Origin of the sequence: Embleya sp. AB8 (assembly GCF_049739465.1) — a bacterium.
In the GTDB taxonomy this organism is placed as follows: domain Bacteria; phylum Actinomycetota; class Actinomycetes; order Streptomycetales; family Streptomycetaceae; genus Embleya.
Map to the genome: position 1 here is coordinate 279,431 of NZ_JBMHHY010000004.1, position 11,577 is coordinate 291,007.

The 11,577-nt window shown below is 68.9% G+C and carries 12 protein-coding genes; 7 read left to right on the forward strand and 5 right to left on the reverse strand.

Going from position 1 to position 11,577, the window contains the following annotated elements:
- Positions 1–170 precede the first annotated feature (170 nt).
- Complete coding sequence (locus ABIA38_RS07930; protein ID WP_424637737.1) at positions 171–953, forward strand: isoprenyl transferase; 783 nt, start codon at positions 171–173, stop codon at positions 951–953.
- A gap of 189 nt (positions 954–1,142) precedes the next feature.
- Here the strand turns inward: ABIA38_RS07930 and ABIA38_RS07935 are convergent, their stop codons facing one another.
- Together ABIA38_RS07935 and ABIA38_RS07940 are read right to left on the reverse strand one after the other, a co-directional pair.
- The gene (locus ABIA38_RS07935) at positions 1,143–2,189 is read right to left on the reverse strand and encodes a 5-methyltetrahydropteroyltriglutamate--homocysteine methyltransferase (RefSeq protein WP_424637738.1); all 1,047 of its coding nucleotides are present in this window, start codon (positions 2,187–2,189) and stop codon (positions 1,143–1,145) included.
- 135 nt (positions 2,190–2,324) lie between these two features.
- Complete coding sequence (locus ABIA38_RS07940; protein ID WP_424637739.1) at positions 2,325–3,206, reverse strand: helix-turn-helix domain-containing protein; 882 nt, start codon at positions 3,204–3,206, stop codon at positions 2,325–2,327.
- A 392-nt stretch (positions 3,207–3,598) separates the two neighbouring features.
- Between ABIA38_RS07940 and ABIA38_RS07945 the strand changes: the two genes are divergently transcribed.
- Both ABIA38_RS07945 and ABIA38_RS07950 read left to right on the forward strand, forming a co-directional pair.
- Positions 3,599–4,450, forward strand: coding sequence for a helix-turn-helix domain-containing protein (locus ABIA38_RS07945; protein ID WP_424637740.1), 852 nt, complete (start codon positions 3,599–3,601; stop codon positions 4,448–4,450).
- Between the two features lie 245 nt (positions 4,451–4,695).
- Positions 4,696–4,893 (forward strand): DUF397 domain-containing protein, encoded by a 198-nt coding sequence (locus tag ABIA38_RS07950; protein ID WP_424637741.1) that lies wholly within the window; start codon positions 4,696–4,698, stop codon positions 4,891–4,893.
- 67 nt (positions 4,894–4,960) lie between these two features.
- Here the strand turns inward: ABIA38_RS07950 and ABIA38_RS07955 are convergent, their stop codons facing one another.
- Together ABIA38_RS07955 and ABIA38_RS07960 are read right to left on the reverse strand one after the other, a co-directional pair.
- A complete protein-coding gene (locus ABIA38_RS07955) occupies positions 4,961–5,122 on the reverse strand; it encodes a hypothetical protein (protein WP_424637742.1) in 162 nt (53 codons plus the stop codon).
- A 13-nt stretch (positions 5,123–5,135) separates the two neighbouring features.
- Positions 5,136–5,516 carry a hypothetical protein gene (locus ABIA38_RS07960; protein WP_424637743.1) on the reverse strand — a complete coding sequence of 127 codons (381 nt, stop codon included), beginning with the start codon at positions 5,514–5,516 and terminating at the stop codon, positions 5,136–5,138.
- Between the two features lie 207 nt (positions 5,517–5,723).
- On the opposite strand from ABIA38_RS07960, the gene ABIA38_RS07965 reads away from it, so the two are divergent.
- The 4 genes from ABIA38_RS07965 (at position 5,724) to ABIA38_RS07980 (ending at position 10,034) form a co-directional block, all read left to right on the forward strand.
- The gene (locus ABIA38_RS07965; protein ID WP_424637744.1) at positions 5,724–6,431 is read left to right on the forward strand and encodes a response regulator transcription factor; all 708 of its coding nucleotides are present in this window, start codon (positions 5,724–5,726) and stop codon (positions 6,429–6,431) included.
- Positions 6,432–6,441: 10 nt separating this feature from the next.
- Positions 6,442–7,536: a sensor histidine kinase gene (locus ABIA38_RS07970; protein ID WP_424637745.1), complete on the forward strand. Its 1,095-nt coding sequence runs from the start codon at positions 6,442–6,444 to the stop codon at positions 7,534–7,536.
- Positions 7,537–7,741: 205 nt separating this feature from the next.
- A complete protein-coding gene (locus ABIA38_RS07975; protein WP_424637849.1) occupies positions 7,742–8,728 on the forward strand; it encodes an endonuclease/exonuclease/phosphatase family protein in 987 nt (328 codons plus the stop codon).
- 115 nt (positions 8,729–8,843) lie between these two features.
- A complete protein-coding gene (locus ABIA38_RS07980; protein WP_424637746.1) occupies positions 8,844–10,034 on the forward strand; it encodes a lipid II:glycine glycyltransferase FemX in 1,191 nt (396 codons plus the stop codon).
- Between the two features lie 127 nt (positions 10,035–10,161).
- Here ABIA38_RS07980 and ABIA38_RS07985 read toward each other — a convergent pair whose 3' ends face one another.
- Complete coding sequence (locus tag ABIA38_RS07985; protein ID WP_424637747.1) at positions 10,162–11,505, reverse strand: UDP-N-acetylmuramoyl-tripeptide--D-alanyl-D-alanine ligase; 1,344 nt, start codon at positions 11,503–11,505, stop codon at positions 10,162–10,164.
- Positions 11,506–11,577: the final 72 nt, after the last annotated feature.

Consider the following 11,577-nt stretch of genomic DNA (forward strand, 5'->3'; position numbering starts at 1 on the left):
GACAACCTGAGGAGTCGAGTTAGGTTTACCTTAGTTGCGCGGGCGATGGCAACCCTCCCGACCAAGTACCGTGTGTAGTACCGGCATTGGGGGCGCTCATCGAGTCGGGGCCGATGGGGAAGACCCTGGTAGGGTCCGCCGAGGGTTTCGCGACGTGATGGAGAAGGTTCATGAAGCTGCTCCCGCTGTTCCTGCGCCGGCCGATCGAGGCGGTGTACGAGCGTCGGCTGGCTACCACGCTGGTGGGGCTGCCACGCCCGCAGCACGTCGGGATCATGCTCGACGGCAATCGGCGCTGGGCCCGACAGGCGGGACACTCGGACGTCCGCGAGGGCTACCGGGCGGGCGGCGCCAAGGTGACCGAGTTCCTGGGCTGGTGTACGGCCGCAGGAATCGAGCGGGTGACCCTGTTCATGCTCTCCGACGACAACCTCGGACGACCGGCGGAGCAGCTCGGCCCGCTGATCGAGATCATCGAGGAGACCATCCGGGACATCACCGCCGAGGGCCGTCCCTGGGAGGTCCAGGTGATCGGCTCGATCGACATGCTGCCCGGCGCGAGCACGCGCGTGCTCAAGGAGGCCACCGCCGCGACGGCCGGGCGCGGCGGGCTCAAGGTGGACGTCGCGGTCGGCTACGGCGGCCGACGCGAGATCGTCGACGCGGTGAAGAGCGCCTTCGAGACGCACATGGCGGCGGGCGGCGACCCGGCCGAGCTGGTCGATCGGTTCGACATCGAGGACATCTCCCGACACCTGTACTCGCCGACCGCCGCGCACACCGACTTCATCATCCGCACCTCGGGCGAGCAGCGGCTGTCCGGCTTCCTGCTCTGGCAGTCGGCGTATGCCGAGATGCACTGGGTGGACTGCTACTGGCCGGCCTTCCGCCACGTCGACTTCCTGCGCGCCCTCCGCTCCTACGCCAACCGCGAACGCCGCTTCGGGAAGTAGCCCCTGCGGGTACCGGGTCGAAACCGTGGCGCGGCCGGTGCGCGGGCGCTGTCGGGTTCGGGCTCTCGGCGCGGGACGCCGACGTCGGTGTCGGTGTCGGTGTCGGCGAGCAGGGGCCCGGGTGCAGCAGCACCGAGACCCCTGCCGTGAACTTGTTCCGTCCTATCCGCCAGGGGTGACCGTCTCGCGTCAGGTGAGCAACTGCGCAGCCTGCGCGGTGCCTTCGACGCGGGCACGGATCTTGGCGAACGCGAGCGCGCGGCTGGTCGACGGGTCGTCCGCGTAGGGGGAGAAGCCCGCGTCGTCGCAGGTGCCCAGTTGGTCGAGCGGGATGTGGCGGGCCGCGCTCAGCACGCGGTCGCGGACCTGCTCCACAGTCTCCACCTGCGGGTCGATCGGGTCGGTGACGCCGACGAACACACGGATGCCCGGCCGTAGTTGTTCGGCGATGAGCCCCAGGACGCGGTCCGGGTCCGGCTCGCAGGCCAGCGGCAGGTAGTAGTTGCCGACCTGGAGGCGGAACAGCTGCGGCAGCAGCTCGGCGCAGTCGACGTCGAGGCTGTGCGTGGAGTCCTGGTCGGCGCCCACGCCGCAGTGGACGCCGATCCGGTCCCGCTCGTTCTCGGCGAAGCGTTGCAGGAGTTGGTCGTTGAGGTCGATGAAATCTTTCAGTAGCCCACCGCTGGGGTCGAGCTTGAGTGAGAGCCTGGCCTCTTCGAAGTCGAGCTGGACTTTCTGCGCGCCGGCCTCCAGACAGCCGCGAACCTCCTTCTCCGCCTCGTTCAGCACGTCTTTGACGAACGCGTCGCGCGAGTAGCCGTCGACCCCCTGCGGCGGGTACAGCAGACTCAGCGTGGACGGGGCCACCACGGCCTGCTTCACCGGGACCTTCGCGTACTTCACCGCGGTCCGCACGTACTGGTCGGCGTACGTGCGGTACCGGATCGGTCCGGCGGTCAAGCGGGGAAGTCCACGCTGGTGCCCATCCGCGTACGGGATGACCACACTGTCCGGGGCCAGGTTGTCCGCGCCGTAGACCGGATACGTCCAGGCGTCGATCTTGGCCTGCTCGCCGTCGGTGACGACCTGCTCGCCCGCCGCCTCCAGCGTGGCGATGGTATCGCGGACGGCCCGGTCCAAGACCTCGGTCCACGTCCGGCTGTCGGCGTTGGCCAAGGCGGCGAGGAGCTCCGGGGAACGGGGAATGCTGCCGATCGGCTCAGAGGGAATACTCATGCCGGGACCCTAGAAGCTCGGGCATCACACCCATCCCGGACACGCGCACAACCCACGCCGAATCGCCCTCCCGAGTGACCTGCCGCGTGACCTGCCGCCGACGCCGGCCGACACGCTCCGAGCTGCTGGACCCGGTCAGAGCTCCTTGATCGCGCGGTGGATCAGGTCTCGGGTCTCCTCGGGGCTCGGCGCGAGGGCCTGAAGGTCCTGGAAGGCGCGTTCGTAGGCGTCGACGGCGGATTCCCGGCCGACGACCCAGGCACTGGCCATGGTTTCGAGATGGACGATCGGCCTCGACGCGGCAGCCTTGGCGAAGCGGAGGATGTCGAACGAACAGATCATGCCGACGTGGAACCGTACGGTGAACGGGACCACCTGTACGCGTACGTTGTGCAGCGTCGAGATGTCGGCGATGTGTTCCAGCTGTTCGCGGGCCACGGCCGGATCGCCCACGCGGCGGCGCAGTACGGACTCGTTCAGGATGAAGAGGAGTTGCGGGGGTTCGTCCGCCCGATGCAGGGCTTCCTGACGGGCCATGCGCGTGGCGACGTGCAGGTCGATCTCGTCGCTGCCGAGCCGGATCGGGGACACCCGATGGATTTCGCGGGTGTACGCCTGCGTTTGCAGCAGGCCCGGGACACACTCCGAGGCGTAGGCGCGTCGGGTGGTCGCGGCGGCTTCCAGGCCGATGAAGGCGTGCAGGGTCGGTCCGATGGCGGGCTGCGCCCGGGGCGAACGCCACTCGTCCTGCTTGGACTTGGTGACGGTGGCGTAGTCGTTGAGGAGGGACCGGGTCTCGGGGTCGGCGCCGTAGAGGTCGCACAGGGACGTGGTGTCGTCCGGCTCGACCACCACGTTGTCCCCCTGTTCGAGTCGGGTCAGCTTCGAGGGGCTCCACAGCAGCCGCTTGGCCACCTGACTGGATTTGAGCTCGGCGCGGCGTCGCAACCGGCGTAGCTCCGCTCCGAGTTGCAGGCGGCACAGCGCGGGCGTGGCCGGCTCGATGTCGTCGGTCATCGTTCGTTCCTTGGCGCTGGTGATTGGGCGTCGGGTCGCATGTGGCGTGATGGCTACGGGTGTTCGTCTCAGGGCCGGATCGAACCCGGACCGCACCGGGGGCATTCGCAGGGGAGGAATTTGCCCTGGTCGGGGGTCCGGGCGGAACAGATCCACTCTTCGAGCGCCTTGACGACGTGGGTGCCACGGGCGTCGACGCGGTAGACGCGCAGCCACATCCGGCTGCCGGGAGGCTGATTCGGGTCCCAGTCAGGGGAGTTCGGGTGATTCATGGACGAGCCCTTTTCGGCCGCTATCGGGTACTACCGTGTGTACACGAGAGTTCCTGATGTGACGGGCCGCGTGAAGGTGGGGGCTTCCGCAGGTCCATTTGCGGAATGAGAGGGGTCAACGTGTCCGAACACAACAACGAGCCCGACACGTCCACGGGGCGGGGACTTTACGGGGCCTATCTGCGTCGTGAGCGCCTCAAGACTGGGAAGACTCTCGTGAAGGTCGCCGACGAGCTGAATATGAGCAAGACCCACCTGTCGGACATCGAACGCGCGCGACGTGTCCCGCCGCCGGGGTTCTCGGAGCGGGTGGACGCCTACTACGAGACGGGCGATTTCTTCGTACAGCATTGGCCCGCAGCACGCCGCGAGCCGCACTCACAGAAGTATCGCGCGTTCATGGAGAAGTCCGAGAAGGCCAAGGTGCTTGCCCACTACGTCGGGGACACGGTACCGGGGCTCCTCCAGACGGAGGCATATGCCCGCGCGCTCACCCGAGCGGCCAAACCCTGGCGAACCAAAGAAGAGGTCGACGAACTCGTTGGTGCTCGAATGAGCCGACAGGAACGACTTTCGGGTGACGCTCCCCAGCGCATTTGGAGCATCCTCGATGAGGCGGTCCTCATGCGCCCTATCGGCGGCAGCGTGGTATCGCTGGAGCAACTCACCAGCCTGCTGGCGCTGATGGATACCCCTACGTCGACCATTCAGGTACTTCCCTTCGAGCACGGCGGTCATCCGGGGCTGGGTGGGTCGCTCACAATGCTGGCCCTCCCGAGGAAGCAGCAGTACGCCTACGTCGAAGGTTGCGATTTCGGATGGTTGATCGAGGACGAGCACGACGTGGAGGAGCGCCAGCGCCTGTACGATCTGCTGCGGGCGAGCGCCTTGTCCCCGAAGAAATCCATGGTGCTTATCGAGCGAGCCATCAAGCGGTTCGAGGCGGCAGCCAATGACGAGAACGGGGGATGACGGGCATTCCCCGTACGTTGTGATCCGATTGACGCCGTGACGCACATGGGCCCCGACCTGGGCGATGGGACGGGGCCCTGGTGGTGGCCCAGCCACCGAGCACCTGGCGATCTCCTCGGCTTCGTGGTCGGAGCTCGTGGGCACGTTACGGTGTGCCTGATTCTGGGTCTTGCATGACGTCGGTGGTACATATCGAACGGGCCGTGAAGCGGTTCGACGAGGCGGCCGGTAAGGAGAGCTGATTCATGATCCGTGTGCCACAGGTCGAGTTCACGGGCTGGCGCAAGTCGTCGTACAGCAATGCCTACGGCGGTGACTGTGTGGAGGTTGCCCACGACCCCACGGTTGTGCCAGTCCGTGACTCGAAGGAACCGGGCATCGGGCACCTGGTGATTCCCTCGGCGTCGTGGTCGGCGCTCGTCGTCACGTTGCGATCCGTTTGACGCCCTGAAGCCCGACGCCCCGAACCACGCTGGCGCGCAACTGGGGTCGGTGGCTGTGTCGTGCGTGCTAGCCGGCGATGCGCACCACAGTCACCGTCAGCTCCGAGTTCGTGATCTGGTACACGACGATCACGGAATTGCACGTCGCCTCGCGCCGGTCCTTGCTGTACGTGGCCGATGAACCGCACCCGTACGGGTCGCGGGCGATGCGGGCCATGCCGTTGTCCAAGTCCTGACGCTGCCTAGGGTTGAGCTTGGCCCGGTCCCTTTCGCACGTCGGCGAGTAGGCGATCCTGTACGTCGGCAAGGTCTTCCCCCTCGATGTGTCGTCGCGCGGCGTCCTCGTACAGCTCACTCACCCACTGGTGGTTCGCTTCGTCCTCTGCTGCGATGCGCGGGTCGAGCGTGCTTGCCCACCGGTACAGGGTCAGATGCATGTCCCGCGCGGGCGTGGCCTCGATCTCCTTCGTGAAGGCGTCGCGCCGGTCCTCTGGTAGTGCGTTGCGGATTCCGGCGATGGTGGCCGGCAGCACGGCCTGTTCACCGCCGACGGTGGTCCGGAAGAACCGTCCGTCCGGTTCCGGTCCGTCCTGGTATTCGTGCTCGTCGGTGTGCTCGTCCACAGGCTTCCTTCGGTGTGTCATGGCCCGGCTACAGTCGGTGTGCCCCTGATCGTGTGGGTTCGTGAAGCAGCGCAGGCACCTGGCCCGAACACGGCCCGTCGGCCTACAGGTTCGCGAGGCATACAAGTCTCCGCCCGCCGGCACCCGACGCCCGTCCTTGAAGTTTTCGATACGACGACGATATGGCCGGGCTCGTAGCCTCGGCGTATGCGTGTGTTGATCGTCGAGGACGAGCCCTATATGGCGCAGGCCATTTGCGATGGTCTGCGTCTGGAAGCCATCGCGGCGGACATCGCAGGTGATGGCGATACCGCGCTGGAGCTGCTGAGCATCAATGGGTACGACATCGCCATCCTCGACCGGGACATTCCCGGGCCCAGCGGTGACGAGGTCGCCAAGAGCATCGTCGCCTCCGGCAGTGGCATGCCGATCCTCATCCTCACCGCTGCCGACCGTCTCGACGACAAGGCCACCGGGTTCGAGCTCGGCGCCGACGACTACCTCACGAAGCCGTTCGAACTTCAGGAACTCGTGCTCAGGCTCAGGGCACTCGACCGCAGGCGTGCGCACAGCAGGCCGCCCGTGCGGGAGATCGGCGGTCTGCGGCTTGACCCGTTCCGCCGGGAGGTCCACCGCGACGGCCGCTATGTCGCGCTCACCAGGAAGCAGTTCGCCGTTCTCGAAGTCCTCGTCGCCGCCGAAGGCGGTGTCGTCAGCGCCGAGGAACTGCTGGAGCGGGCCTGGGACGAGAACGCCGACCCGTTCACCAACGCCGTACGCATCACCGTCTCAGCCCTGCGCAAACGGCTCGGCGAACCCTGGATCATCGCCACCGTGCCGGGCGTCGGCTACCGCATCGACACCGCACCCGGCACCGGACCCGGCACCGGACGCGAGGGGCAGGGCCGTGGATAGGCAGCCCGGTGTGAGCGTGCGCGTCAAGCTCACCCTCAGCTACGCCGGATTCCTCATGCTGGCCGGCGCCCTGCTGATGGGGGCGGTGTGGGTGTTCCTGCTGAGGTACGTCCCCGACCGTGCGATCCTCTACAACCCCGATGACAGGCCCAGCAGCGGTGTTTTCCCCATCCGGTCCGCTCTTTTGCACGTCTTCGCTCCGAGGGCAGCCGCGGTACTGGCATTCCTGCTGGTGTTCGGCCTCGTGGGAGGGTGGATCCTCGCCGGCCGCATACTCGCTCCGCTGACCCACATCACCGATGCCACCCGCATGGCCACCAACGGATCGCTCTCGCACCGCATCCGGCTGCCGGGTCGCGGGGACGAGTTCCGCGAACTCGCCGATGCCTTCGACATCATGCTGGAGCGGCTCGAAGCACACGTTGCCGAGCAGCAGAGATTCGCCGCCAACGCCTCGCATGAACTGCGCACGCCGCTGGCGATCACGCAGGCTCTTCTCGACGTGGCGCGCAACGATCCGCACCGCGACATCGACGAGCTCATCGAGCGCCTCCGCGTCGTCAACACCCGGGCGATCGACCTCACCGAGGCGCTGCTCGTGCTCAGCCGCGCCGACAAGCAGACCTTCACCCGGGAGCCCGTCGACCTGTCCCTGCTCGTGGAAGAGGTCGCCGAGACACTGCTCCCGCTCGCCGAGAAGCGCGGGGTCGCCATCGACACCTCCGGTGACATCGCCACGGCTTCCGGGTCGCCGGCGCTGCTGTTGCAGATGACGACGAACCTCGTGCACAACGCCATCGTGCACAACCTGCCCGAACGCGGTTCGGTGTGGGTCCGCACCGGCGTCCGCTCCGGGACCGCGGTACTCACTGTCGAGAACAGCGGCGAGAAGCTCTCCCCAGAGTTGGTCTCGCCCCTGACCGAACCGTTTCAGCGCGGCACCGAGCGCATCCACAACGACCACGCCGGGGTCGGCCTCGGCCTGGCCATCGTCCAGCGGATCGTCCACGTACACGACGGATCCCTCACCCTCACCCCGCGCGCCGACGGCGGCCTGCGGATCACCGTTCAACTGCCCGCCCCAGCACCGCATTCGGCCAAGTAGCTGAGGAGTTCGATCAGTGCGTGAAGCAAGACAAGACGTTGCGGACGCGCGGCAGCAGGTCGAAGCGGAGGGGCGCGCCGAGACCACCGTGAACGCCGAAACCGCCGAAACCGCCGAAACCGCCGAGACCACCGAAACCGCCGAGACCACCGAGACCACCGAGACCACCGAGACCACAGTGAAGCGCTCGGTCGTCCACCGGGCGATCGGCAGCCTGTGCCGGCCGGGGCCGTGGAAGCGCGGCCGGGTGCTCGCGGCGTTGGCGCTGCTGCTCGGCCTGCTCCTGCTGCTGCATGCGCAGATACCGAACCGGGTCGGGCACATCGGCAGTCTGGTGGAGACCGCCCTGCCGTGGTTCGGCGTGTTCATCCCGGTGCTGCTCGCCGGGGCGCTGTGGCGTCGGTCCGCCGCCGCGGTGGTCGCGCTGCTGCTGCCGGTCGTGACGTGGGTGAGCCTCTTCGGCTGGCTACTCGTCGACAAGTCACGCCCGGGCGGCGACCTCACTGTGGTCAGCCACAACGTCGACGCCGACAACCCCGACCCCGCCGGCACCGCCCGCGACCTGGCCGCCTCCGGCGCGGACCTGCTGGCCCTGGAGGAGATCACCGCACCGGCGAAGCCGGTGTACGAGCAGGAACTGGCGAAGGCGTACCCGTACCACTCGGTACAGGGCACGGTCGGGCTGTGGAGCAAGCTGCCGCTGTCGGATCTCCGGCCGGTCGACATCGCGCAGGACGTCGGGCCGCTGGGGGACTCCAAGCCGGCCGACGTCAAGCTGACCGACAATCGGGCGCTGCGGGCCACGGTGGCCACCGACCACGGGCCGCTGGCCGTGTATGTGGCCCATCTGGGATCCGTTCGCGTGAATCCCAGGGCAGGCTTCTGGACGGCGAGCCGGGACCGGAACGCCGAGGCGCTCGCCAAGGCCGTCGCCACCGAGCAGAACAGGCGGGTGGTGCTGCTCGGCGACCTGAACGGCACCACGGACGACCGCGCGCTCGACGGCATCACCTCGCAGCTGCACTCGGCCCAGGACGCGGCCGGGAACGGCTTCGGCTTCAGCTGGCCGGCGAAGTTCCCGATGGTACGGATCGACCAGATCCTCACCCGGGGCCTGGAGCCGCGGAGTTCGTGGGTGTTGCCGGCCACCGGGAGCGACCACCGGCCGGTGGCGGCTCGGGTCGGCTGGTGACCGCGTCCCGGTACGGGGCGTGCCGGAACAGGCCGGCCGAAAGTTCCGGAACATATCGCCGGCGTATCGAAAACCGCATACGCGCCTGCAACACCGCATTGTCTTGACTGGCGGCATGTCCTACAGCGAACCAGTACACACAGCAGCCGGAACCCGGCGGTACTCCGGGGCAAGCGCCTCGGGCGCGCCGTTGACCGTCCGGCCGATCAGCGCCACCGAGCACTTGGCGTTCGTCCGGTCCCAGCGGTCGGCGAGCTTCCTGCAGACGCCGGCCTGGGGCCGGGTGAAGACCGAGTGGCGCAGCGAGTCCCTCGGCTGGTTCGCCGGCGGGCAGTTGGTCGGTGCCGGGCTCGTGCTGCACCGCCCGGTGCCGAAGCTCGAACGGTTCACGCTGGCCTATCTGCCCGAGGGCCCGGTCATCGATTGGACCGGCGATCTCGGCGGGTGGCTCGACCCGTTGGCGGCTCGGCTCAAGGCGCACGGCGCGTTCGCGATCCGGCTCGGCCCGCCGGTGCGCACGGACACCTGGAGCGCCGTCCAGGTCAAGGAGGGTGTCGCCGACCCGGGCACCGGGCGGCTCACCGAGGTGCCCGGCCAGTGGTCCGACCCGGTCGGCGCCCGGGTGGCCGACCGGCTCAGGGGTGCGGGCTGGCTGCCGCAGAGCCCACAGGACGGCTTCGGGGTCGGGCATCCGCAATTCAAGTACGAGCTTCGGTTGGCCGGCAGAACCGAGGAGCAGCTCCTCCAGGGCATGAACCAGCAGTGGCGCCGCAACATCAAGAAGGCGGCCAAGGAGGGAGTCGAGGTCACGGTCGATACGGTCGGCGCGGGCCTGAAGGCGTTCCACGACCTCTACGTCCACACCGCCGAGCGGGACCGCTTCACGCCCCGGCCGCCGGGCTACTTCGAGACCATGTTCGCCGCGCTGAGCGCGGAGGATCCCGAGCGGATCAAGCTCTATCTGGCCCGCCACCGGGACGACTTGGTCGCCGCCACGATCCTGGTCCGGGTCGGTGCCCACGCGGTGTACTCCTACGGCGCCTCCTCTACCGAGAAGCGCGAGGTGCGCGGCTCCAACGCCTGCCAGTGGGCGATGATCCGCGACTCGCTCGCGGCCGGCTGCGACGTCTACGACCTGCGCGGCATCACCCCCACCCTCGACGCCGACGACCCGCATGTCGGGCTGATCCGGTTCAAGGTGGGCACCGGCGGTCAGGCGGTGAGGTACGTGGGCGAGTGGGACCTGCCCCTGCGGCCGATGGTCTACCGGGCCTTCGACCTCTACATGAGGCGCCGCGAGCGGTAGGCCCGACGGCCGCGGGCGGTAGGCCCGACGGCCGCAGGCGGTAGGCCCGACAGCCGCAGGCGGTAGGCCCGACAGCCGCAGGCGGTAGTGGGCCCGACCGGCGGGAGGCAGCAGGCGGGAGGCCCAATTACCCGAGCCGGGCGGCCACTTCGTCGAGGCGGGCCCCGCGGGACGCCTTGACGAGCACCACGTCGTCGGCGGCGAGCCGGCCGCGCAGCCAGGTGACGGTCGCGTCGTTGCCGTCGAGCAGCACCGCCCGCTCCCCCGCTCCGTCGGCGATCGACCGGGCGGCCTCGCCGACCACGACCACCACATCGGCGCGGGCGGCGGCGTACTCCCCGATGGCCCGGTGCTCGGCCGCACTGGCGTCGCCGAGTTCGAGCATCTCGCCGAGTACGGCGATGCGGCGCCCACCCTCGATCGCCGCCAGCGCGTCCAGGGCGGCGCGGGTCGAGTCGGGGTTGGCGTTGTAGGAGTCGTCGAGCAGCCTCGCGCCACCGGCGAGGACACGCAGCTCCATCCGCCACCGAGACAGGGAAGCGGTGGCCAGCGCCGCCGCGGCCAGGTCGAGGGGTACTCCGGCCGCCAGCCCCGCGGCAGCGGCGGCCGACGCGTTGAGCGCCTGGTGGGCGCCCACGTGCGGCAGCGTGACGGATGCGCAGGCGGCGGCGGTCCGCAGCGTGCAGGACGGACGGCCGAGCCGGTCCAGAACCAGGTCGAGCATCGTCACGTCGGCGTGCTCCGCCCGACCGAAGGTCAGCACGGGGCCGTCGGTGAGCGCACGCATCGTGTCCACGCGGGGATCGTCGGCGTTGAGTACGGCGGTGCCGCCGGGCGCGAGCCCCCGCACCAGCTCGCCCTTGGTTTCGGCGATGGCCGCGCGCGACCCGAACTCGCCCAGGTGCGCTTGGCCGACATTGAGGACGACGCCGATGTCGGGCGCGACCAGGCCGGTGAGCTCGGCGATGTCGCCGATGTGGCGGGCGCCCAGCTCCAGTACGAGGAACCGGGTGGCCGCGTCCGCACGCAGCATGGTGAGCGGCACACCCAGCTCGTTGTTGCGCGAGCCGATCGTGGCGACCGTCGGCCCCGCGCTCGAAAGCACCGCCGCCAGCAGGTCCTTGGTGCTGGTCTTGCCCTGCGAACCGGTCACCCCGACCACGGTGAGGCCGTCGCGCAGCCGGGCCACGACGTGCGCGGCGAGCGCCTGCAACGCGGCCCGAGCATCCTCGACGACGACGGTGGGCAGCAGCGTGGGCCGGGAGCCGAGCACGGCCACCGCGCCGGCCCGGCCGGCCTGACCGACGTATTCGTGGCCGTCGACGTGCTCACCGGCGAAGGCGACGAAGAGGCCGCCCGGTTCGGCCTGCCGGCCGTCGAGTACGGCCGGCGTGGTCACCGTCACGGACGCGTCGCCCTCGACCGTCCCGCCGACAATCGCGGCGATCGCGCCGAGGCCGAGGGGGATCATGCTGATTCCTGGTAGGTCATGCCATCAGTCAATGCGCCGCGGTGTATCGCCGGCATATCGAAATCCACATAC

What these genes read in the sequence shown, in the direction of transcription:
- ABIA38_RS07930 (WP_424637737.1), top strand. Translation starts at nt 171, where the DNA reads ATGAAGCTGCTCCCGCTGTTCCTGCGCCGGCCGATCGAGGCGGTGTAC.
- ABIA38_RS07935 (WP_424637738.1), bottom strand. Translation starts at nt 2,189, where the DNA reads ATGAGTATTCCCTCTGAGCCGATCGGCAGCATTCCCCGTTCCCCGGAG.
- ABIA38_RS07940 (WP_424637739.1), bottom strand. Translation starts at nt 3,206, where the DNA reads ATGACCGACGACATCGAGCCGGCCACGCCCGCGCTGTGCCGCCTGCAA.
- ABIA38_RS07950 (WP_424637741.1), top strand. Translation starts at nt 4,696, where the DNA reads ATGATCCGTGTGCCACAGGTCGAGTTCACGGGCTGGCGCAAGTCGTCG.
- ABIA38_RS07965 (WP_424637744.1), top strand. Translation starts at nt 5,724, where the DNA reads ATGCGTGTGTTGATCGTCGAGGACGAGCCCTATATGGCGCAGGCCATT.
- ABIA38_RS07980 (WP_424637746.1), top strand. Translation starts at nt 8,844, where the DNA reads ATGTCCTACAGCGAACCAGTACACACAGCAGCCGGAACCCGGCGGTAC.
- ABIA38_RS07985 (WP_424637747.1), bottom strand. Translation starts at nt 11,505, where the DNA reads ATGATCCCCCTCGGCCTCGGCGCGATCGCCGCGATTGTCGGCGGGACG.